Raw genomic sequence first — 20,603 nt, forward strand, 5'->3', positions numbered from 1 at the left:
GAACCCGCTCCAGAGTTCTCTGAGCCCCCATGCGCGCCCTGCTCCTCCTGACGTGCCTCCTCGCCACCGTGGCGGGAGCCCAGACCGAACCCTCCGGCTCCTCGCCGGATGAGCCAGCGTGGGCCCGTCCTCCTCCGAGCACCGGACCCGCCGAGTCCGCGGGCTCCCGGGCCCAGCGCTACAGCCGCTACTCCGCTGGACCCGCGGGCCCCACCATCGCGGTCGCCGAGGTCCTCGTGGGCATCGCGGGCGGAGCCATCCTGGGCAACTCCTTCGATGCCAAGGGCCGGACCAACAACCTCTATACCGGCGCGATGCTCGGAGGGCTCACGCTGGGGACCGGCGGCATCCTCTACCAGTACTTCTTCCCCGTGCAGCGCCGCGAGTCGCTGCTGGCCACCACCGCCTCGCTGGCCGGGCTCGCGGGAGGCATCGCCTACGCGAACAACCAGAACCTGGGAGACCGGGACCGCGCGCTCCTGGCGATACTCACCTCACAGATGGGCATGTTCTCCTCGCTCCTGCTCACCCGGGGCGGCGAGGACCTGAGCGGCGCGGACTATGGCCTCATCTGCCTCACCTCCGCCTATGCCACGGCTTTCGCCGGTCTCATCGAGTTCATCCACAACGCGGAGACGAGCGGCGGGTACAACTTCGCGCCCATGCTCATGGCACCCGCGATCGGCATGGCCCTCGGCGGGCTGCTCGCCATCCCCGTGGAGCTCAACAGCCTCGCCTTCGCCATCCTCTGGCCGGTCCCGCTCGCCATCGGCGGCATGGCGTTCGGCCTGGCCGCGCCGCTCTCGGGCAATGCCACGACAGGGCGCGTCGGGCTCATCGCCCTGAGCGGCAGCCTCGTCATCTCCTCCATGGTGCTGGCCCTCACCTCCTCGCCACCGGAGTGGGAGCGGACCTCCGAGAGCACCGTGAAGGTGGCCCCCGTGCCGGTGGTGCTGGCCGCGGGCCGGGGCAACACGGGGCTCGCCGCGGGCCCTGGCCTGTGGATCCAGTTCTGACCCTCCGTGCCAAGACTCTTGCGGGACAATGGAAAACAGGAAAGATGCAGTGCAGGCCGGCTGACCGGGGGCCTTCGAGGAGCACCCCGGCTGCAACCCGACATCCCCTCGAGGAGCCCATCGCCATGCGGTCCATCGCCCTTCTGCTGAGCCTCACCGCGGCCGTGGCCAGCGCCCAACAGCCCGACGCCCCCACGGCTCCACCGCTGCCGCCTCCCAGCGCCCCCATGGCCGCCCCCACTGAGCCACCGCTGCCGCCTCCTCCCCCGCCGCCAGCCACGACGGTGCCGCCGGCCGCCACGGGGCCCTCGGAGACTCCGGGCGAGCGAGTGGTGCGCTACAGCCGCTTCTCCGCCGGTCCGGGTGGCTCGCTGGTCGCCTTCACCGAGGTCATGAGCGGCATCGTCAGCGGCGCCATGCTCGGCAACAGCTTCGACACCAACGACAGCGACAAGTCGAACAGCGCCTACACGGGCGCGGTGGTGGGCGGCCTCACCCTGGGCACCATCGCCACGATGTACCAGTACTACGTCCCCGTGGAGCGCAATGAGTCGCTCCTGGTCGCCGGCGCGGCCACCTCGGGCTTCGTCGCGGGCCTGGCGATCTCGGCCAGCGAGGACATGTCCTCCAGGAACGCCGCGTGGCTGAGCCTCGCCACCACGCAGCTGGGCATCGTCAGCGTGCTCGCGCTCACCAAGGGCGGAGCCGATGTGAGCACCGGGGACGCGTCGCTCGTGGGCATGGTGTCCCTGTACGCACTGACGCTCACGGGGCTCACCCAGGGCATCATCGACGGGTCCTCCAGCAGGGACGTGAACTACACGCCCACCTTCATCGCTCCGGCGCTGGGCATGGCGCTGGGCGGCCTGCTCGCCATCCCGCTGGAGATCGAGGCTTCGCGCGTCATCAAGCTCACGATGGTACCGCTCGGGGTGGGCGCCTCGATGCTCTTCCTGGGCTCTCTCCTCGCCGAGGGCACCACCGTGCCCCTCACCGCGCTGGCCGGCATCGTCACCTCGTTCGCCCTCACCTTCCTCCTCACTTCGGATCCGGGCATGCCCACGGAGCGGTACAGCATGCGCCGCTCCGACGGCTTCCAGGCCGTGCCCGTGCCCGTGGTGATGGCGGCGGGCCCGGACAACAAGTCCGTCGCCGGTGGGGCGGGCCTCTTCGTGCGCTTCTGAGCCAGCCCTGGCCTCCGTGCCTCGCCCTCAGAGGAGAGGCTGCGGAGACAGCGGCTCCGTCGCGGCAGCGGCCCACAGCGGCCACGCGTTCTGGGGGCGGCTCTCCCGAATGAAGGCCACCGCCTCCGAGACGACGGCCGGCGTATAAAGGATGCGGTGGTGCCCCAGTCCCTGGGTGCGCACCAGCGCCGCTCCTGGCCATGCGCGGGCGATGGCCTCGCCCGACTCCAGCCGCACCTCCGCATCGCCCGCGTCGTGGAAGATGCGAACCGGCGTCTTCAGCGCGGGCGCGAAGGACGGCACCACGAAGTCCTCCAGCTTCCCCACGCGCGCCTCGATGCGCTCCACCGTCCGCGCCAGCGCGCCCTGAGGCAGCCCCAGCCACTTCGCGAAGAAGGCCACTGCCTTGCGAGGATCCGACGGCGGCGCCACGAGCACAGCCCGCTCCACGGACAGCCCATCCCGGATTGCCACGGCGCTGGCCGCCGCCCCGAGCGAGTGCGCCACCAGTGCGTGAGGTCCTCCCGTCGCACGCGCCACCGCCCGGATGACCCGCGCCAGCTCCGGCAGCGACGAGAACTTCCCGGACGACAGCCCGTGCCCCGGCGCATCGAACGTCACCACCGAGAACCCCGCGGCCACCAGCGGCGCCACGAAGGCGGTGAGCTGGCCGCCATACCCGCTCCACCCGTGCACCAGGAGCACGCGAGGGCCCTCGCCCCAGCTCCACACCGCGACTTGCTCACCGCACAGCTCCAGGAAGCGCTGCTGCCCTGGCTCCAGCACCGCGCGCGCCGTGCGCGAGGGCTGGGTCCGCCGCGGCGTGAAGAAGAGCCGCTCCGCCCACTGGCTCGTCCGCTCCGGGGCCACCGTACCGAGCGTCCGGACCGTGGTCCGCAGCGCCCACCGCGTCATTTCCGTCCGAACGTTCGTGCTATTTTTCGCCATGACAAGCTCCTGGGAGAGGCAGGGGAAGAGCGTGGCCGCTCAGGCCGTGGGGGTGCGGTAGAGGCTCAGCAGCGACTCGAAGGAGCGGCGGGCGCGCTCCTCGGCCTTGGGGTCGCGCATCAGGCGCGAGGCGTGGTGGCACGCGAGCATCACCCCGTACAGGTCCGAGGCGAACTGCTCCACATCCGCATCCTTGCGGAAGTGGCCCTCGTTGATGGCCGTGCGGGCTGTCTGTGCGATGCAGTCCATCCAGTCCTTCTGGCTCTGCACCAGCGTGTCGCGCGCGGGGCCCGGGGTGTCATCCAGCTCGGCGGCGGCGGCCACGAAGATGCAGCCGCCCTCATTGGCGGCGCTGCGGGACCAGTCCAGCCAGCGCTCGAAGAGGGCGCGGATGCGAGGCTCCCCGCGAGGCCGTGCCAGCGCCGGGCGGATGACCACCTCCGTGAAGAGGGCGGTGGCCGCCTCCAGCACCTCCACCTCCAGCGAGGACTTCGAGCGGAAGTGCGCGAACAGCCCGCTCTTGGAGAGCTGCAGCTCCTCCGCCAGCCCGCCGATCGTCAGCCCCTGCAGGCCCACACGGCTGGCCAAGCGCACCGCGCGCTCGAGAATGGCCTGACGTGTGAGCTCACCTTTTCGCATCGTGGGAAAGAATAGAACGGTCGTTCTTTTTCCGCAAGCCCGCGGCGTCAGCCCTCGGTGTTGCGGAGGAAGTCGGCAGTCTGGCCGAAGCGCTCCTCGAGGAAGCGGCGCACGTTGCCGGTGAGGCCGCGCGCGTCCATGGCCTTGTGCATGCAGCGCAGCCACGCGTCGCGCATGCCCGAGTCCACGGGGACGTGGCCGTGGCGCATGCGCAGGCGCGGGTGGCCGTGGCGCTCGATGTAGTGCTGCGGCCCGCCCAGCCAGCCGATGAGGAAGAGGCCGAAGCGCTCACGGGTACCCCGGCTCACCTTGCCGTCCGGCTCCAGCACGTGCAGGCGGGCGAGTGCCGGCTCGGTGGCGTCCATGGCGTCATAGAAGGCCGCTGCGAGCGCCTTCACCGCCTCCTCGCCCCCGAGCCGCATGAAGGGGGTGTCCTCCAGCGAGGGGATCCATTCGTCCGTGGTGGGAGTCTTGAGCTGAGTGGACATGGCTGTGTTCAACGCGAGGGAAGCCCGCGCCATTCTCTCATGCGGCCCAGCGCTTGGGGCGGGACTTCAGGGTCGTCACGCCGAGCTTGTCACAGAAGGCCTCGAAGGGCTTCCGAGGGACCCCCGCCCACTCCAGCGCCTTGAGGGACTCCTTCAGCGGCGCGTCCGTCACCAGCGTGGCGAGCTTCCTATAAAGGAGGGCATCCTCACGGTGCTCGCGCAGCGTGGCGGCCAGCTTGTCCGCGCCGCGCGGGCGCACGGTCCACTTCGAGGCATCGGCGGGGATGGCCTCCAGGTGGCCATAGGCGGAGAGCAGCGAGGAGGCGCCCTTCTCTCCAAAGCCGGGCAGGCCGGGGATGCCATCCGCGTCATCGCCCATCAGCGCGAGCAGATCCGGCACGCTCGCGGGAGGGACGCCAAGCTTCGCGCGGACGCCGTCCTCATCCAGCTCCTTCTCCTGGCGCCGGTCTACCTGCACCACCTTCTTGCCGCGCACGCACTGGCCCAGGTCCTTGTCCGGGGTGAGCAGCCGCACCTGCTCCACCTCGCTGGCCCAGCGCGCGGCGGCGGTGGCCAGGGCGTCATCGGCCTCGTGGTCCTTCATGGACCAGACGGTGACGCCGAGCGCGCGCACCGCCTCCTCGACGAGATCGAACTGCGCGTGCAGCTCGGGAGGGACACCTTCGTCGGACTTGTAGCCCGCGAAGAGCGCGTTGCGGAACGAGCGGATGGGATTGTCGAAAGCCACGGCGAGGTGAGTCACCGCCTCCTTCGAGTCATGCAGCAGCGCGAGCAGAGAGGACATGACGCCCACGGTGGCCTTCACATCCTGGCCGCCTGGCGCGGAGTGTCCCGGACGCGGAGAGAAGTGGGCCCGGTACAGCTCATAGGTACCGTCAACGAGGTGCAGACGCATGGGGAGCCGTGTCTAACACCTATTGGCGAATCGCGAGAATGCGCCACGTCTTCGCATCAATGGCGTAGGAGGCACCGGTATCGAGAGCAATGGGCCCCTCACACGCCTCGGGGCGTAGCCAGATCTGAACGAAGACCAGACCTTCGGGTCCCGGCGCGGCGATCATGTCATACGACTCGCGTTTGGAGAGGCATACCTCGCGAGGCGTTGCGTCCTTGGGAGGCTGGAGGTCCCATGGCCGGAAGTCCTCCATGGCGAGCTGCATGGCCACGAACAGGGGGCCTGTGACGGTCACGTTCCCTTCGATGTCGAGAGGCTCCGCCGGGAACGTGACACCTGCAGCTTCTTGCGGCGGGGCATGGACGGGACGCGGAGGGCGCCGGAAGAGCGCGCAGGCGGGGAGCAGGGCGCAGAGCACCCACAGCAGTGAACGCTTCATGGAGTTCCTCGAGAGCGGCGAGGGCCGAGGCCACTGGCCGCGTCGGAGCGGTTCAATCGTTGACAAGGGTGACCCGTCCGCTGGCTTTGTTTTCAGGCTGGATGTGACCGATGAGCTTCCAGCTCTTTCCGCGGCGCTCGTACAGCTCACCTGGGCGATCCTCCTTCAGGTAGGGGATCAGCTTCTGGAGGTGACAGGCCTTGTCGAACTGGATGCGAATGGAAAACACCTGGGTCGCCCCGAGCCGGTCAGACCTGCTCTCGAGCATGGAGGAGGGGGACCACGGATGGCCGTGGTAGTCCGCAAGGGTCTCCGAGCGGCCTCGCGCATCCTCCACCTGCCGTGGCACGTAGCAGCTCTTCTCACGCGAGACGCGGCCAATGTGGGGATCCCCGAGGGGAGAGGGGTGGCTCGCGTAGTACTTGCCGTCTCCCAGGGAGTAGATGAGGCCGCAGTACTCCCGTCCGTGATCACCAAACCGGGCGCCAGGCAGCTCCATGACAGCGGGACAGAGCTGATCGATCACCTCATCGGGATCCGCCGAAGGTGTGATGGCCTCCCACGGCCCGCGAACCCAGACCTGGCCCTCCTTGAACCCATAATTCGCAGGCTCCCCGGGAGTCGCCGGGCTGCTGGCACATCCCAGCCAGCCCCAAGCCACCAGCAGTAGCGCGCTTCTGGCCCACCTCATGCGAACTCCCTGAAATTCCCGCCTAAACCGCTTTTACCACCTTAATCAGAAATTCCGGTTCCACGCAATGCTTAACCACTTGCCAGGTAGGGCCTGAGTCCGCCCCCTCCTGCCTCTAGAAGCAGACCCGGTGAGTTGCGAGCCATCCTACCTGCGGGGTTGGACTCCGCCAGCAGGAACCAACCCGGGCACTTCGGAACCTCCTCGTGTGGGGGACAAGCGGCCTCGCGCGAGGCGGGTTGCCGGCCTGCCCGTTCATCCCCACCTCAGCGCGAGGCAGTGGGCGGTGGCGTCCGTCCCACGGGTTCGGAGGTGGACGATGCGCAAGACGCTCCTGGCCGCAGCCCTGGCAGTGCTGGGCTCCGCGTGCGCCGCGAAGCGGGTGACGGCGGAACCTCCCACGGAGCGGCTGGCGGAGTCTCAGGCCACCATCCGCGCCGCGGAGCAGGTGGGCGCGGGGCGAGTGCCCGAGGCCGCCACGTACCTGGGCTTCGCGCAGCAGCAGTTGTCGGCGGCTCAGCAGCTGATCAGTGAGGGCCGGTACGGCGCGGCGGATCTCCAGCTCCGGCAGGCAGCGGCGGACGCGGAGCTCGCGCTGGCGCTGGCCCGCGCGGTGCCGCTGGAGAACGAGGCCCGGCGGATGTTGGAGCAGGTGGAGGCGCTGCGGCGCAGCCCGCGGTAGGCCCGGAGAGGAGACCCGTCATGCACCGGTGGAAGCAGCGCGTGTGGAGCTGGGCGGGAATCACCGCCCTGGTGAGCGGGTGTGCCGCGCACGTCCCGCCCCCTCGCGAATTGATCGACGCCCGTCAGGCGTACCAGCACGCCTCGACCAGCCCCTCGGTGCAGCAGGAGCACCCGCAGGCGCTGCGGGAGGCCTGGCAAGCGCTCGTGGAGGCCGAGCGAGAGTACGACCGGAAGAACACCTCGCCGGCGGCGCGCTCCCTGGCGTACGTGGCGCTGCGCAAGGCCCAGCTCGCGGAGGCGCAGGCGAGCATCTCGGTGGCCGAGCGTCAGCGGGCGCTGGCCGCCCAGAGCCTGGCCCAAGTGCAGGAGGCCGAGCGGCGCCGCGCGGAGGCAGAGCTGCGCTCGGCGCAGCAGCAGCTCCAGGAGGCCCAGCGCCTGAGGGATGAGGCCGCTCGGCTGGCCGATGCCCGGCGGCTCGAGGCGGAGGCCGTGCAGTTGCAGGCAGAGGCTCGGCGGCAGCAGGAGCGCGCGGAGCGCTTGAACCTGGAGGAGCAGCAGCGGCAGCAGCTGGCCCAGACGCAGGCTCAGGTGGAGACGGAGCGCCGCGCGCGTGAGGAGGCGGAGCGCCGGGCCACCGAGCAGCTCGAGGCGGAGCGCCGGGCCCGCGCGGAAGCCGAGCGCCACGCCACCGAGGCCCTCGCCCGCCTGGAGCGCGAGGGAGAAGTCGGAGTCCGCGAGGATGCACGAGGCACGGTGCTGACGCTCTCGGGGAGCGTGCTCTTCGCCTCGGGCGAGTCGGAGCTGCTGCCCTCCGCGCGCAGCCGGCTCAGCGAGGTGGCAGACGCGCTGAAGCAGTCGGACAACGCCATCACCATCGAGGGCCACACGGACTCGCTGGGTCCGGAAGCGTATAACGAGGAGCTCTCGCTGCGGCGCGCGGAGCAGGTGCGCGGGTTCCTGCTGTCCCGAGGCGTTCCTCCCGAGCGTGTCTCCGTGCGTGGGCTGGGCGAGTACCGCCCCGTGGCCAGCAACTCCACGCCGGAGGGCCGCGCGAACAACCGCCGTGTGGAGATCGTCCTCCAGCGCCTGCCCTCGCAGGACAGCGGGCGCACGGGTGTGGGTGGCAGCGGCACCCAGGACGAGCCCCACTGAGCACCGCAACGGAAAGTCGGCTCCCAGGAGCGGGCGCGGTACGATGCGCCCGTCCGCCATGTCGTCCGACCCCTCCCCCGTCCTCCTGACCACAGAACGGCTGCACCTGGCGATGCTGGCGCCTGATGCCGCGGGGCGCGTGCTGGCGTACCACCAGGTGAACGAGGAACACCTCGGCCTGGTGTCACCAGCGCGGCCGCCCACGTTCTTCACGCTCATGTACTGGCGGACGCGGCTGGCGCAGGACCGCGAGGACTTCCAGCATGACGTGGGGCTGCGGCTGTTCCTGCTGCCCAAGGACCAACCGCTCACCGCCGCGCCGGTGATTGGCACGGTGAGCTTCACCAACATCCGCCGGGGCCCCCTGCAGGCATGCGAGCTGGGGTACGGGATGGACTTCCGCTACCAAGGCAAGGGGCTGATGACGGAGGCGCTCCGGGTGGCGTGCGGCTACGCCTTCAGCGCCATGGGGCTGCACCGCATCCAGGCCAACCACCTGCCGGAGAACCTGCGCAGCGCCGCGGTGCTGCGAAAGCTGGGCTTCACGGTAGAGGGCTACGCGCGGGACTACCTGCTGCTCAACGGCCACTGGCGCGACCACATCCTCACGGCGCTCGTGGCTCCCCGGGAGCCTCCAGACCCCGTGGGCCTCTGAGTCGGAAGCTCACGCCCGCTCGCCGTCCTGGCCTACCTGACAGGGCGTCACCCGGCTCCCAACCTAAGCGGGGGCGGGGGAAGAATTGTCACCATTCGGATACACTTCGGGGTGAGCATCTCCTCCCTCTCGAAAAAAGCCCCGGTTTCCCCCACCGGACAGTAGATCTGAAAAGTTCCGGCCCGGATAAGCTTGGGCATACTTCCGCGCATCCCATGTCCCCCCCGCGAGAATCTTCCGCTGGAGCGTCGGCCGCCAGGGCCTCCCTGGAGGAACAGCTGGAGTCCACGCAGCGGCTGCTGCATGCGCTCGCGCAGGTCCACGCGGACTACATCACCCACGGAGATCATCGCGCCCTGTTCGAGCGCCTGCTGTCGCTCATGGTGGAGCTGTCGCGGAGCGGGCGCGGCTTCATCGCGGAGCTGCGGAGCTCGCTCGAGGAGACCGCCTCGCTGCAGCTCCTCGCTGCCCAGGGCTGGAAGACGCTGCCTCTGAAAGACCTCGAGGCGCACGTGGCGCACGTGCTCCGCTCAGGTGCGGCCCAGCGGATTCCTGATCCGGGCTCCACCGTGGAGTCCCCCCCGGAGCTCCTGGCGCTGCCCTTCATGCTCCAGGACAAGGTGGTGGGGGTGGTGGGCTTGGGCCCGCGGATGGACGGCGATGACACGTGCCTGGTGGACTTCCTGCAGCCCGTGCTCACCACCTGCGGAACCCTGCTCCACGCACAGCGGGAGACCGAGCGGCGCCACCTGAACGAGCAGGCCCTGCTGGCCCAACAGGCGCAGCTGCGGAAGCTGGCCCTGGTGGCCGCCCGCACGGACAACGCGGTGATCATCACCGACGCCCGGGGCGACATCGAGTGGGTGAACGAGGGCTTCACCCGCATCACCGGCTACACGCTGCAGGAGGTCCTGGGCCAGAAGCCCGGCACGCTGCTGCAGGGGCCCGGCACGAATCCGAAGGACATCGAGGCCATGCGCCGGTCCCTCAGCCGAGCCGAGGGCATCACCGTCGAGCTGCTCAACTACGGCAAGTCGGGCAAGCCCTACTGGAACCTCATCGAGATCCAGCCGGTGCACGACGAGCAGGGCACGCTCGTGCAGTTCGTGGCCATCGAGAGTGACGTCACCGCCCGGCGCCAGCTCGAGCAGCAGGCCGCCGAGAGCACGGAGCTGCTCCGGCTCGCGATGGAGAGCACTGCGGACGGGATCTGGGACTGGGATCTCCCCAGCGGCATCCTCAAGACCAACGCCCGCTGGATGACCATGCTGGGCTATGAGCCCGCCCCACAGACCACCCTCGAGTTCTGGAGCACCCAGCTCTGCCACCCCGAGGACCTGCCCGAGGTCAACCAGCGCCTGAATGCGCACATCGAGGGGCGCACCCCGATGTTCGAGTACGAGCACCGCCTGCGGCACAAGGACGGCCACTATCTGTGGATCCTCGGCCGCGCCAAGGTGATAGCTCGGGATGCCCAGGGAAAGGCGCTGCGCATCGTCGGCACCAACGTGGACGTCACCTCGCGCAAGCGCGCGGAGGAGCAGCTGCAGGCCTTCATCCAGGCCATCCCGGACATGCTCTTCAGGGTGCGCAGGGACGGGGTCTGCCTGGCCTTCAAGGAGTCGCTCATCGAGCCCCCTTGGAGGCGGCCCGAAGAGTTCATCGGCAAGAACCTGTTTCGGATGCTGCCGAAGCCGGTGGTGGCGTCGCTCCAGGCCGCGCTCGAGCGCGTCTGCCAGGACAGCTCCCTGGAGATCTTCGAGTACTCCCTGGAGCAGGCCTTCGGCATCCAACAGTTCGAGGCCCGCGTGGTGCCCATTGGCCCGGATGAGGGCATGTGCATCGTGCGGAACATCACCGTGCGAAAGGCGCTGGAGGATCAGCGCCGCCGCCAGCGCGAGGAGCTGGAGGAGCGGGTGCGTCAGGCCACACGCGAGCTGGAGTCTCGCCAGGCCCAGCTCATCCAGTCCGAGAAGCTGGCCTCGCTCGGGCAGATGGCCGCCAGCATCGCCCACGAGATCAACAACCCCGTGGGCTTCGTCTCCAGCAACATCTCCACCCTGGGCGTCTACACCTCCGTGCTCCGCCGGCTCATCGAGCTCTACCAGCAGGTGGAGGAGCACCTGGGCTCAGACATCCCCGACGCCGCGGCCTCGCCGCTGGAGGAGATCCGCGCCCTGCGCCGGCAGGAGCGCCTGGAGGAAATCCTCCAGGACACGGACGAGCTGCTGTCCGAGTCTCGGGAGGGCATGATCCGCATCCGCGAGTTCATCCAGGACCTCAAGACGTTCGTGCGCGAAGAGGCGGGCACTGCGCAGCAGGCGGACCTCAACAAGCTGCTCCAGGTGACGCTGCGGATGCTGCGCCATGAGCTGAAGTACAAGACCCAGGTGCGCCTGGACTTCGGGCCGCTGCCGCTCGTGCGCTGCTACCCCACCCAGCTCAACCAGGTCTTCGTGAACCTGCTGGTCAACGCCGTGCAGGCCATCGAGCAGCGGGGGGAGATCCACATCACCACCCGGCGCGAGGGCAACGACGTGGTGATACGCATCAAGGACAGCGGGCGCGGCATGTCGCCGGAGACCAAGGCCCGGCTCTTCACGCCCTTCTTCACGACCAAGCCAGCCGGCGAAGGCACCGGCCTGGGCCTGTCCATCTGCTACGCCATCATCAACCGCCACAAGGGCCGCATCGAGGTGGACAGCGAGCTCGGGAGGGGCACCACCTTCTCGGTGCACGTGCCCCTCGTCGAGGCCTGAGGCGCCAGGGCCCTACTTGCGGCCCGCGAGCAGGTCCTCTCGCAGGCGCGTGAGCACCTTGCCCAAGAGGTTCTGCCCCCGCCACTGCGCGGGGTTCTGGATCCGTGGATCCTCTTCCGAGAGCCCCACGCCCCAGATGCGATCCGTGGGGCTGGCCTCCACCAACTCCGTGCCCGCCGTGGCCAGCAGCTTCTCGAGCAGCTCCGCGTTCTGCGTGAACTTGGCCTGGTTGCCCTCGTACACGATGCGCTCGCGCTCCTGGTTCCAGCGCTTCTCGTCGAAGCCACGCACCTTGCGGCCCAGGGCCTTCTGCGTCTTGGGAGACGAAGACGCCAGGATGCGCTCCGCCACCTCCAGGTCTCCGAACAGCTCCGCCTTGCCGTACATCATGTACTGCTCAGCGCAGGCGAAGCGCTTGCCGTTCACCTCGAACTCAGCCGGGTGCCACTGAGAGAACGGGGACTTCGATTGCCAGAAGAACGTGAACCTGCGCTGCTCGACCGTCATGGCGTCTCCCTGGGTTGGTGTAAAAAGCACACCAACGACGCGGAATGCAAGAAGCCCTGACAACAGCGGGCTCCCCGTTCAACGCGGTGGTTCGAGCGCGAGGACGCTCGGCACCTGCTCGGGCGCCGAGAGCTTCAGCAGGCCGTAGCCGATGCCCGCCAGCCCCATGAGCAGTCCGGGGCTCTCGCTGCCTCGGGGCAGGCCGCAGCGCCAGCCACCCTCCCGGCCCTGACGGAGGACGATGGCCGCGCGTTGAAGTGCGGCCTGGGTCCAGCGCGGCTCTCCCAGCACCGTGCCTGCCAGGTGCAGCACCTCGAGGGCTCCCAGGTCTCCGTGACAGAGGCAGTGGCTGCCTCCGAAGCCCGAACGGAACGTCGTCTCGAGCGCCGTGGAGAGTTCCTCGCGGACCTCTGGGCTGTCCAAGTGCCGCAGCGAGAGGAGCCTCCCGAACGCGATGCCCGGCGCGCCGTGGCACCACATCACCATCGACTTTGTATCCGTGACGCCGGGAGCCCGCAGGTCCTTCCAGTTGTGGCGCTCCGGTGCGTAAAGCGACCGGTCGTAGGCGAGCCCCCGGAGCGCGAGCTCCCTGTAGCGCGCATCGCCCGTGGCCTCGGCCAGATCCAGCAGGGCCCAGGAGATGCCCGTCGCGCCATGGGAGAAACCTCCCAGCGGCAGGGGCCCCGCCTCGCCCTTCCAGGCAACCATTCCTTCCGAGATCGGCTCCGCAGTGGCCACGAGCCTCTCACCACAGTGACGCGCCACCTCCAGCAACCTCGGGTCCTTCGTTCGCCGGTAGATGCCGAGCAGGGACAGCGCGAGCCCCGCCGATCCGCTCAGCAGATCCAGCCGCGTGTCGGCGTCGATGAGCGCGTCCAGGGGTGGCAGACCGGCGAGGAGCTCGTCCATCAACGCGGGCTCGCTCCAGAGCGCCGCCAGGTGGCCGAGCACGTACACCGCCGAGCCGTAGCCCACGAAGACGCCCACGCCCGAGGCACTCTCCCGCCCCGGCTTGCGCCAGTCCTCCCGCACTGGCTCCAGGGCCGCGCGTGCTAGCTCCTTGAAGTCAGCTCGCCCCGTCTGCTTCGCGAGGTACGCGAAGAACAGCGCCATGCCGCTCAGCCCCTCGTAGAGGTCCGTGCCACTGGGCGAGAGGCTCCAGCGCCACTGCTGGAGATCCTCCAGGTTCAGGCCGATCCAGCAGGCATCCCGTGTCCCTCGGATGGCCTGCGCCGCGAGTTCCTCTCCGATGGAGACCGCAGCGGCCAGACACTCCTCGGGCGTCGCGGGAGGCAGGGCATTCTCTGCCTCCGAGGCTGTGGTGCCTCTCACCGGACCGCGGCTCTTGTCCAGCGAGACCATCGCCTTGCGGATGAAGGACACCTGCAGCGCGCGGTCCCGCGCGCCCATCTGATCGAGCCGGCGCAGCACCTCGCCCAGGCTGTCCTGCGTGAAGTAGTTCGGGATGCACTCGCCGGTGCTGCTCCACAGGTGGCGCTCTCCCGGGCGGGCGAAGAAGAAGGGGATGTCTCCCAAGCGGAGGTCCGCGTGCTCGTAGGGAGTGAGCCGTCGCAGCACGGGCACGTGGGCCGCCTCCGCCCACAGGTGATCGAGCACCCGGTCGCGCTCCAGGCCATCACGCAGGAAGTCCGGGTGGTGGCTCTCCTGAAGCAGCATGGCGTAGCGCTGCGTGGGCCGAGCGATGTAACGGACCTCCACCTGCGAGAAGGCACGCAGGCGCGGCGCCAGCGCGTCACGCTGGCTCGACAGCAAGGCGTAGGTCTCCTCGAAGCCCTGGACGAGCTCCTCGGTGAACTCGCTGGGGTCCACCGGCGCCTCGCCCAGTTTGGGACGGTTGTTCGAGCCCTCCACCAGTCCCTGGCGGCGGACCACCCGCATCGTGTCGCTCCCCAGGTTCTCCACCGTGGGCATGGCCTGCGGCGTGAGCTGCCCGGCCTCTCCCCCGAGACCACTGATGTCGAGCCCCGCCTTCCCGTCCCGGCCGAAGAGGAAGATGGGCAGCATGCCCACAGCGACGATGGACTGATCCAGCAGCTTCCAGGCTCGCGTCCGGGCCCTCTCCGGCATGTCGGCCGGCGGCCGGTGGTGGAAGAGCGCCTCGAGATCCACCAGCACCGGCGTCTCGCCCGAGGCGATCAGGTTCTCGAAGTGGAAGTCCACGGCGGACATCAGGTGCAGCAGGGCCAGGAGACTCCCCTGCCTCCAGTAGAAGCGCTGGAGCGCCTCGCGCGAGCCGCAGCCGGTGGCCTGCACGAACTCGACCCAGCCATGGCTCCGCCGGTCCTCGACGGTGAGCACGCGGTGAGGGTGGCGCAGCCCCTGCTCGTTGAGCCCCTGGAGGAGCTGCTGGAAGTGCACGTCCACCTCCAGGGACTTCGGCTTGTAGACGAGCTTCAGCCCTGAGTTGAACCCCAGCAGGAAGACCCCCCGGCCTCGCCGGTGCAGGTCCGAGATACCGCCCTGCAGCACCACGAGCGTGCCGAGCCCCTGGCCCGGCAAGAACCGCTGCTCCAGCAGCACACGGTCCTCGGCGAGGTGCCCGAGCATCTCCAGGCTGCTCTCCAGCCAGCGCTCCAGGGCGGTGACCATCAGCCGGGCGAGCACCGGGTACTCTTCCAGCAGCGCGGCACGTGTCGCGGGGTCTCGGAGCAGGACCGTGGAGAAGTGGTGGAACCGTTCCTGCGGCGTGCTCCCGGGCAGCCGCTCCATGACGCGGGCCACATTGAGCTCCAGGATGAGGACGCGCGAGGCGAGTTCATGCAGCCGGATGGCCAGCGCCTCCAGCAGCGTGGCCTCGACACGAGGGCTGATGAGTGGCTCTTGTGACGGGTGACGCACGCCCAGCGCCGTGAGGCCCTCGTGGAGCCGGGCCGCACCGAGCTGAAGGAACGGATGGAGCAGGCCGGAGAACGACAGTCCGGGCTTGTCTGGGTCAGCGGGCGCGGAGAGTGATGAAGGGAGCGGCATGGCCTTGTGCCGCTCCTCAAGGAGCTCCTCGAGGAGCTTCTCCCAGGACGGGCCGATGGGAGTGCCCGCCTCGCTCTCCGCGCGCGCCAGGACCTGAAGAAAGCCCTCCCGATCCAACCCCACGCTCCTCAGGCGCTCCTCGAGCGTCCGGTCATCGGCGGACATGACCTGGCGCCAGGCGCTCGCGCGGCGCTCGGCCTGATGCAGGGAGGCCTCACCCCCTGAGAGCGAGGCGTCTTGCTTCGACCGCGCCCGCTCGTGGAGAAACGCCGCCTTCTTCCAGGGGGAAACAGGTGAGAGCGCGTGCATGCGTGCCTCGTCGGAGCCGGAGGGAGAGAGAAGCTTCGATCAGCAGGAGGTGGGGAGCGCTCAGAACGCCTCGACGACGGGACAGACGATGATCCCGCAGGTGGCCCGGACAGGTCCGGTGCAGCCCGTGTTGGCGCCGATCGTCTTGCCGGTCCGGAGCCCACCGGTGATCTCGTGCAGCGCCTCCTCGTCGAGCTCGGTCAGCGGCTTGCCCGAGGGGCTGTCCGGGAGAGCAGCACGTTCCTGAGCGGAGAGACGGGCACGGAACTCCGGGTCCTTCCAGGCCCGGACGATCAGATCGGTCTTCATGAGGATCTCCTGGGGGTGCGTCCGCGCCATCGCTGGAACGGACATCTGGAAGGAGTCCCAGGAGTCTTTTTGTGACGGCTTCCGAGGTGGGCCCCGCTCACGCGCTTCGAGGGCGCCCACCTGCGTGCCGGAAATCAGAAGGTCCTGGTGAGGGTGACCGGGTTCACGGTGACCAGGTCCAGCTGGTTGAGGGTGAGCTGCCTGGTCGTCGTCCACGTCCTCGTGGTGGTGCCGCCCGTGTACGGCGAGCAGATGCACCCGTCGAAGTCGTAGTTGAGGACACCGCCGCCGACGGCGTCGTCGAGGTCTCGCTCGTTCAGCTCGGTGAAGGCCGGGCCAGCGGGGCACTCGGGCAGCGACGACCGCTCTTCTGTGCTGAGGCTCGCGCGGAACTCGGGGTCCTTCCAGGCCCGGATGATGGTCTCTCGCTTCATGTGCCTGCTCCTTGCATTGCCCATGAGTGGGCAACCAGAGAGAGTGGGCACCTGGCTGCTTGTGACGGAACTTCCGCACGTCCTCGGCGGAGACGTCACAACCCGGGCGGCGGCGCTCTACCTGTGTGCCCCATAACGGGGCTTGCAAGGAGAAGCCGCCATGATGAAGGACCTGATCATTCGTGCCTGGAAGGACCCCGAGTTCCGCGCCCAGCTCTCGGCGGAGGAACGCGCGGCCGTACCCGAGTGCCCGGCGGGCAAGCCACTCACGGACCTCGATGAAGGCAGCCTCTCAGCGGTGGTGGGCGGCTTCATCGGTCCGGATCAGGATCTCAGCGACTTCAACCCCCGCATCACTCCCTACATCCGCGTCAGCACCCCCGTCCGGTTGGATCAGGTGGCCGCGATCCAGCACGTCGCGGTGCTGCGCTACTGACGCGCGAGGTTGCCAAGGCCTCAGGCTCTCACTCGTGGGAGCCTGAGGTCCTCGAGCGGTACCTCAGAGCTTGGACAACAAGCCCGGCAGCACGAAGATGCCGTCATTGCCCGGGTGGCTCCCGCTGTCGATCGAGATGTACAGATCGTTCCCGTTGATGGCCAGGCCCTCGCAGTCGAGCCACGGCAGCTCGTAGGCCCACGCCTGCGTGAGCGCGTTCGCCGCAGTGGTATTGGATGCCGTGCTGATCGTGAGCTTCTGGAGATAGTCCTTGGCCGTTACCTGGCTGTTCCCCTCGCCGTCATACAAGGCATAGAGCACGCGCGAGGACCCATCGAAGAACAGGTCCGAGATGAGCGGCTTGGAACCACTGGTGGCCGAGGGGTTGGGCACCTGCAAGGGGTTGCTGGCGGACGTGCCCAGGTTCAGCGGGTTGACGTTCGCGGAGTTGCCGCCGCCCTGGGGCAGATCGTACACGTAGACCCGGCCCGCCAGCGCCTGCACGGCCACGAAGAAGATGCCGCCGTAGTGGGGGGCCGCCCCGCCCGTCCAGTTCGACGGGTAGGAGCCGAAGGGCACCAGCGTCATCCCTTCCATGCCGCTGTTGGTCGCCGAGCCGAAGTCGATCCCGTTCAGCGTCCACGTGCTTCCCGTGAAGTCTCCCGCGGGCTTCGAACTGGAGGTCCGGTCCTGATCGAAGCGCTTCACCACGGGAGACGTCTTGCTGCTGCCTTCACTGCGGTCTCCCTCCACGCCAATCATCAGGTTGCCATTGGCGAACGTCACCGACTCGTAGTCGTAGGCCTTGTCGTCCTCGTCAGGGGTCGGGTTGATCAGCCAGTTGAGCGTCCCGGTGGGGCTGCCGCTGGAGGGCAGCTGCGCCTTGGCGACGATGCCGTTGTCGCTCACCATGAACAGCCACTTGCTGCCGCCATCCGAGTAGATCGTCAGCCCACTGGGCTCGGCTTTGTACGTCTTCCCAGACTTCGTGTAGCTGGGGTTGCCGAGATAGATGGGGGTCACGCCCTTCCAGGGCGCCAGCGTGGGGGTCGACATCGCGTGTCCTCGCCAGCGCGGGGGAGATGGCGGGGTTGAGGGGCCATCGAGCGCTGGTGCCCGCCAGCCTGAGCAACCGCTGTGCCACCGCTGTCATCCCCTCGGCGTCCGAGGGACAGCCCTCGGAAGCCCCGCTCCCGACAAGGGCAACCCCCGGGAAACGCTTCCCGGGGGAACACACCTGCGTCAACAACCGACGCACTCGGCTCGCCGCGCTACTGCAGGAAGACGCAGGAGGCGGCCTGCGCCTGCACGTTGTTCACGGCGGCCTGCAGCGCCTGCTTGAGCGCCGCGGGAGTATACGCCGTGGCGTAGGTGCCGTTGCCCACCGCCGCCGTGTTCTTCAGCAGGTTGCTGTTGATGCCATAGCCCACCGTGTGGATGCTCAGGCGCTGAAAGCCGCTGGTGTCGAAGTTCCCCACCACGACCGGCGAGGACATCTGCAGGTCCCAGGTGGAGAGCACCTTCGCCACGTCATCCAGGTAGAAGTTGGCGTTGTCATCCGCGTAGTTGGTGGGGTCCGTGCCCTTGTCCCGCTGCCCCCCCAGGCCGCACGGCTCCGAGTCCGGGCAGTAGACAGGCCCACCATTGATGGTCCTCAGCCGGTTGGCCATCGCCGAGGTCTGGGTGTCGTTGGTGGGGTCTCCATCGCTGATGAGGATGACCGCGTTGTGCTGGCACCCCCAGCAGACGCTGCGGCTCTGCATGGTCAGCGGGTCGTTCTTGAAGGCCGAAGGGTAGGAGTAGTTGGACCCGAACCCGAGGTAGCTCTGGTACACGTCGTTGCCCGACGTGAAGTAGTACCCGACGTTGAGCAGCGAGCGCGCCAGCGGCGTCCCCGTGGTGAACGTCAGCCCGTTGATGGCGTTGATGGAGCTGCCACGCGCGGTGTCGAACGCGAACGGGCTGGCCAGGGACTGATCACATGCCACCTGCTGGCGCTGCCCCATGACGCTGTAGGGCGCGGTATTGGAGAAGTAGCTGAAGCCCACGCGCGCGTTCTGCACGTTGGCGAGCGCATGCTTGATCGCGGACTTGACCGCCACGTACTTGGGCGGATTGAAGTTGAGGAAGCGGCCCCAGAAAATGAAGTCGGGATTCTCGAGGGGCGGGGTGTTCCGGCCATCCGCCCAGGGCAACTTGTAGTAGCCCTTCGTCGTCAGGCAGCTCTGACACCGGTTGTACTCGGCGGCTCCCGTGGTGCTCCAGTTGTCTACCTGCGACTGACAGGCCTCCACCGCGCTGTTCCACTGCGGAGCCGGGTTGGTCTGCTCTCCCCAGTACATGTAGCCGTAGAACTTGCTGTCCTGGAAGAGGTTGGGAAAGCCCCAGTCCGAGCCCCACCCCGTCCCTGTGTCCGGCACCGGGTACGCCACGGCAGGGTTCCAGCCGTTACCGGCCTGCATCGCATCCAGCCGGGCGTTCTGGCACCCGTTCACAGTGATGTTGAAGAAGGTGGCGTGATCGCCATCACTGATCTGGGGCAGTTCCCGCATCGAGCCCGAGGTGTCGATGAGGAAGTGGATGTTCGGCGGTGCGACCTGCTGCGCGGAAGCAGTACTCGCCGCACCGAGCATGACCAGTCCGGCGCACAGACGAGAGGCAAGGGAGTGCATGGAGGCTCCTCGAAAGGGAGCCGTCTTCTAAACAGCATTTACCTGTTTGTCCATGAATCCTATGTGAACAGTTTTCACCACTTCAGCGCTCAGACTGTGCCGCGCTTCGTCATGTCGAAGAGGGCTCGGGCCTGCGGGCCCAGGAAGCCGTCGAAGTGCGGCGCACGTTGGGCAATCTCGAAGTAGGCGTAGGGCCACGGGCGCGTGCCGCCTGCCGCGAGCGTCACGGGCACCGTCGCCGCGTGCGTCGCCGTCTGCCGCAGCGCGGTACCCGGAGCGCCCTCAATGTCCGCCTTCATGGGCACGCCTGCCTCGCGCATCTTCCGCTGCCACACCTCCACGTCATCCACCGAGCCCGTGAAGTGGTTCACCTTCCGCCCGAAGGCCAGCAGCCACGCGCCGTACTGAGACTCCTTCTCCAGCTCCAGCAGCGAGGACTCCTGCGGCGCTGGCGGCGCGGAGAACCACTCGGCCAGTGCCTCCACGGGCTCGGGCGCTGGCGGAGCCTCGGGCAGCGTGGAGAGCAGTTGCTGAGCGCGCGCGGAGAGCCGCTCGGCCCTCAGCTCGGAGATGAAGACGCGCGGCAGCCCGTCCGGGTGGGCCATGTAGATGGCCTCCAGATGCGTGTCCGGGAAGGAGTACTCGCCCGCGCGCTTCCAGCCGAAGCGCTCGAAGACGCGCTCGAACGTCGCGATGCCTCCACCGGGCCGCGCCAGCGTGCGCAGCGCCACGTGGTCATTGCGGAAGATCCCTCCGGACAGCTGCACGAAGGTCCGTGCGTACGGCACTTCGGCGGCGTAGCGATCCCACAGCAAGCCCAACAGGCGCATGGCGGTAGAGCTCATGCCCGCACTTCATATCCGCCCCCTTCGCCGGAGACCATGCCCCCCTGTTCACTTCCGGTGAAAACGCACCACCGTCACCTCCAGGCCGCCCGCCCCGGCCTCCAGCGCCGAGCGCATCACCTCGAGCGCCCGCGCCTCGTTGAAGCCGCCGCTGCCCGCGCCGATGACGGGGAATGCCACCGAGCGGAAACCGTGCTCCCTCGCCCTCGCGAGCGCGTTCGTCACCGAGTCCCGGATGGACTGCTCCGATGCGCGCCACAGCAGGTTGATGCCGGCCACGTGGATGATGCCCTGGTACGGCAGCCGCCCCGCGGAGGTGACCACCGCCGTGCCCAGCGGCATGGGCCCCACGCGCCGCAGCTCGCGGAACGGCTGGTAGCCCGCGCGGCGCTTGATGGCACCCGACACGCCCTGCGGCAGCAGCAGCCACCACGGGAGGATGTTCCGGTTCCACGCGTTGACGATGGCGTCCACGCGCTGGTCCAGCAGATCTCCCTCGACGACTCGCACCATCCCGCGCCTCCAGGCTCAA

21 protein-coding genes are annotated in these 20,603 nt (G+C 68.6%); 7 read left to right on the forward strand and 14 right to left on the reverse strand.

Annotated features, from left to right (window positions below; genetic code table 11):
- The first annotated feature begins 29 nt into the window (after positions 1-29).
- On the forward strand, positions 30-1,016 hold the full coding sequence (locus DB31_RS16865) for a hypothetical protein (RefSeq protein WP_044188719.1): 987 nt from the start codon (positions 30-32) through the stop codon (positions 1,014-1,016).
- A 125-nt stretch (positions 1,017-1,141) separates the two neighbouring features.
- The gene (locus DB31_RS16870) at positions 1,142-2,200 is read left to right on the forward strand and encodes a hypothetical protein (protein WP_044188723.1); all 1,059 of its coding nucleotides are present in this window, start codon (positions 1,142-1,144) and stop codon (positions 2,198-2,200) included.
- A 27-nt stretch (positions 2,201-2,227) separates the two neighbouring features.
- Here the strand turns inward: DB31_RS16870 and DB31_RS16875 are convergent, their stop codons facing one another.
- The 6 genes from DB31_RS16875 to DB31_RS16900 form a co-directional block, all read right to left on the reverse strand.
- Positions 2,228-3,148, reverse strand: coding sequence for an alpha/beta hydrolase (locus DB31_RS16875; RefSeq protein WP_044188726.1), 921 nt, complete (start codon positions 3,146-3,148; stop codon positions 2,228-2,230).
- Positions 3,149-3,187: 39 nt separating this feature from the next.
- Positions 3,188-3,742, reverse strand: a complete 555-nt coding sequence (locus DB31_RS16880) for a TetR/AcrR family transcriptional regulator (RefSeq protein ID WP_420806706.1) — start codon at positions 3,740-3,742, stop codon at positions 3,188-3,190.
- 92 nt (positions 3,743-3,834) lie between these two features.
- On the reverse strand, positions 3,835-4,275 hold the full coding sequence (locus DB31_RS16885; protein ID WP_157232021.1) for a group II truncated hemoglobin: 441 nt from the start codon (positions 4,273-4,275) through the stop codon (positions 3,835-3,837).
- A 37-nt stretch (positions 4,276-4,312) separates the two neighbouring features.
- On the reverse strand, positions 4,313-5,191 hold the full coding sequence (locus tag DB31_RS16890) for a 5'-3' exonuclease (RefSeq protein WP_044188733.1): 879 nt from the start codon (positions 5,189-5,191) through the stop codon (positions 4,313-4,315).
- Positions 5,192-5,210: 19 nt separating this feature from the next.
- Positions 5,211-5,630, reverse strand: coding sequence for a hypothetical protein (locus DB31_RS16895; protein ID WP_044188736.1), 420 nt, complete (start codon positions 5,628-5,630; stop codon positions 5,211-5,213).
- Between the two features lie 52 nt (positions 5,631-5,682).
- Positions 5,683-6,321 (reverse strand): hypothetical protein, encoded by a 639-nt coding sequence (locus tag DB31_RS16900; RefSeq protein WP_044188738.1) that lies wholly within the window; start codon positions 6,319-6,321, stop codon positions 5,683-5,685.
- A gap of 319 nt (positions 6,322-6,640) precedes the next feature.
- Here DB31_RS16900 and DB31_RS16905 point away from each other — a divergent pair, with 319 nt between their 5' ends.
- The 4 genes from DB31_RS16905 to DB31_RS44860 all read left to right on the forward strand — a co-directional run bounded on the left by DB31_RS16905 (position 6,641) and on the right by DB31_RS44860 (position 11,571).
- Positions 6,641-7,003 (forward strand): DUF4398 domain-containing protein, encoded by a 363-nt coding sequence (locus DB31_RS16905; RefSeq protein WP_044188741.1) that lies wholly within the window; start codon positions 6,641-6,643, stop codon positions 7,001-7,003.
- A 20-nt stretch (positions 7,004-7,023) separates the two neighbouring features.
- Positions 7,024-8,157, forward strand: a complete 1,134-nt coding sequence (locus tag DB31_RS16910) for an OmpA family protein (protein WP_044188742.1) — start codon at positions 7,024-7,026, stop codon at positions 8,155-8,157.
- Positions 8,158-8,215: 58 nt separating this feature from the next.
- Positions 8,216-8,812: a GNAT family N-acetyltransferase gene (locus tag DB31_RS16915; protein WP_052420025.1), complete on the forward strand. Its 597-nt coding sequence runs from the start codon at positions 8,216-8,218 to the stop codon at positions 8,810-8,812.
- Between the two features lie 215 nt (positions 8,813-9,027).
- Positions 9,028-11,571, forward strand: coding sequence for a PAS domain-containing sensor histidine kinase (locus DB31_RS44860; protein WP_052420026.1), 2,544 nt, complete (start codon positions 9,028-9,030; stop codon positions 11,569-11,571).
- 12 nt (positions 11,572-11,583) lie between these two features.
- Here DB31_RS44860 and DB31_RS16925 read toward each other — a convergent pair whose 3' ends face one another.
- The 4 genes from DB31_RS16925 to DB31_RS16940 form a co-directional block, all read right to left on the reverse strand.
- Positions 11,584-12,078, reverse strand: coding sequence for an NADAR family protein (locus DB31_RS16925; protein WP_044188747.1), 495 nt, complete (start codon positions 12,076-12,078; stop codon positions 11,584-11,586).
- Between the two features lie 78 nt (positions 12,079-12,156).
- Positions 12,157-15,375, reverse strand: a complete 3,219-nt coding sequence (locus DB31_RS16930) for a type 2 lanthipeptide synthetase LanM family protein (protein ID WP_044188750.1) — start codon at positions 15,373-15,375, stop codon at positions 12,157-12,159.
- Positions 15,376-15,435: 60 nt separating this feature from the next.
- Positions 15,436-15,684, reverse strand: coding sequence for a mersacidin/lichenicidin family type 2 lantibiotic (locus tag DB31_RS16935; RefSeq protein WP_075306062.1), 249 nt, complete (start codon positions 15,682-15,684; stop codon positions 15,436-15,438).
- A 134-nt stretch (positions 15,685-15,818) separates the two neighbouring features.
- Positions 15,819-16,118: a mersacidin/lichenicidin family type 2 lantibiotic gene (locus DB31_RS16940; protein WP_044188755.1), complete on the reverse strand. Its 300-nt coding sequence runs from the start codon at positions 16,116-16,118 to the stop codon at positions 15,819-15,821.
- A 160-nt stretch (positions 16,119-16,278) separates the two neighbouring features.
- On the opposite strand from DB31_RS16940, the gene DB31_RS16945 reads away from it, so the two are divergent.
- Positions 16,279-16,554 (forward strand): mersacidin/lichenicidin family type 2 lantibiotic, encoded by a 276-nt coding sequence (locus DB31_RS16945; RefSeq protein ID WP_044188757.1) that lies wholly within the window; start codon positions 16,279-16,281, stop codon positions 16,552-16,554.
- A gap of 63 nt (positions 16,555-16,617) precedes the next feature.
- Here DB31_RS16945 and DB31_RS16950 read toward each other — a convergent pair whose 3' ends face one another.
- The 4 genes from DB31_RS16950 to DB31_RS16965 all read right to left on the reverse strand — a co-directional run bounded on the left by DB31_RS16950 (position 16,618) and on the right by DB31_RS16965 (position 20,584).
- Complete coding sequence (locus tag DB31_RS16950; protein WP_044188760.1) at positions 16,618-17,610, reverse strand: hypothetical protein; 993 nt, start codon at positions 17,608-17,610, stop codon at positions 16,618-16,620.
- Positions 17,611-17,825: 215 nt separating this feature from the next.
- On the reverse strand, positions 17,826-19,226 hold the full coding sequence (locus DB31_RS44865) for a hypothetical protein (RefSeq protein ID WP_052420027.1): 1,401 nt from the start codon (positions 19,224-19,226) through the stop codon (positions 17,826-17,828).
- A gap of 89 nt (positions 19,227-19,315) precedes the next feature.
- Positions 19,316-20,071, reverse strand: coding sequence for a DUF1338 domain-containing protein (locus tag DB31_RS16960; RefSeq protein ID WP_044188763.1), 756 nt, complete (start codon positions 20,069-20,071; stop codon positions 19,316-19,318).
- A 48-nt stretch (positions 20,072-20,119) separates the two neighbouring features.
- A complete protein-coding gene (locus DB31_RS16965; RefSeq protein ID WP_044188765.1) occupies positions 20,120-20,584 on the reverse strand; it encodes a macro domain-containing protein in 465 nt (154 codons plus the stop codon).
- Positions 20,585-20,603: the final 19 nt, after the last annotated feature.

It is taken from the genome of Hyalangium minutum (genome assembly GCF_000737315.1).
Lineage (GTDB): Bacteria > Myxococcota > Myxococcia > Myxococcales > Myxococcaceae > Hyalangium > Hyalangium minutum.

Coding starts and splice junctions, on each gene's coding strand:
- DB31_RS16865 (WP_044188719.1), top strand. CDS start 30: ATGCGCGCCCTGCTCCTCCTGACGTGCCTCCTCGCCACCGTGGCGGGA.
- DB31_RS16870 (WP_044188723.1), top strand. CDS start 1,142: ATGCGGTCCATCGCCCTTCTGCTGAGCCTCACCGCGGCCGTGGCCAGC.
- DB31_RS16875 (WP_044188726.1), bottom strand. CDS start 3,148: ATGGCGAAAAATAGCACGAACGTTCGGACGGAAATGACGCGGTGGGCG.
- DB31_RS16885 (WP_157232021.1), bottom strand. CDS start 4,275: ATGTCCACTCAGCTCAAGACTCCCACCACGGACGAATGGATCCCCTCG.
- DB31_RS16890 (WP_044188733.1), bottom strand. CDS start 5,191: ATGCGTCTGCACCTCGTTGACGGTACCTATGAGCTGTACCGGGCCCAC.
- DB31_RS16895 (WP_044188736.1), bottom strand. CDS start 5,630: ATGAAGCGTTCACTGCTGTGGGTGCTCTGCGCCCTGCTCCCCGCCTGC.
- DB31_RS16900 (WP_044188738.1), bottom strand. CDS start 6,321: ATGAGGTGGGCCAGAAGCGCGCTACTGCTGGTGGCTTGGGGCTGGCTG.
- DB31_RS16905 (WP_044188741.1), top strand. CDS start 6,641: ATGCGCAAGACGCTCCTGGCCGCAGCCCTGGCAGTGCTGGGCTCCGCG.
- DB31_RS16910 (WP_044188742.1), top strand. CDS start 7,024: ATGCACCGGTGGAAGCAGCGCGTGTGGAGCTGGGCGGGAATCACCGCC.
- DB31_RS16915 (WP_052420025.1), top strand. CDS start 8,216: ATGTCGTCCGACCCCTCCCCCGTCCTCCTGACCACAGAACGGCTGCAC.
- DB31_RS44860 (WP_052420026.1), top strand. CDS start 9,028: ATGTCCCCCCCGCGAGAATCTTCCGCTGGAGCGTCGGCCGCCAGGGCC.
- DB31_RS16925 (WP_044188747.1), bottom strand. CDS start 12,078: ATGACGGTCGAGCAGCGCAGGTTCACGTTCTTCTGGCAATCGAAGTCC.
- DB31_RS16930 (WP_044188750.1), bottom strand. CDS start 15,375: ATGCACGCGCTCTCACCTGTTTCCCCCTGGAAGAAGGCGGCGTTTCTC.
- DB31_RS16935 (WP_075306062.1), bottom strand. CDS start 15,684: ATGAAGACCGATCTGATCGTCCGGGCCTGGAAGGACCCGGAGTTCCGT.
- DB31_RS16940 (WP_044188755.1), bottom strand. CDS start 16,118: ATGAAGCGAGAGACCATCATCCGGGCCTGGAAGGACCCCGAGTTCCGC.
- DB31_RS16945 (WP_044188757.1), top strand. CDS start 16,279: ATGATGAAGGACCTGATCATTCGTGCCTGGAAGGACCCCGAGTTCCGC.
- DB31_RS16950 (WP_044188760.1), bottom strand. CDS start 17,610: ATGTCGACCCCCACGCTGGCGCCCTGGAAGGGCGTGACCCCCATCTAT.
- DB31_RS44865 (WP_052420027.1), bottom strand. CDS start 19,226: ATGCACTCCCTTGCCTCTCGTCTGTGCGCCGGACTGGTCATGCTCGGT.
- DB31_RS16960 (WP_044188763.1), bottom strand. CDS start 20,071: ATGAGCTCTACCGCCATGCGCCTGTTGGGCTTGCTGTGGGATCGCTAC.
- DB31_RS16965 (WP_044188765.1), bottom strand. CDS start 20,584: ATGGTGCGAGTCGTCGAGGGAGATCTGCTGGACCAGCGCGTGGACGCC.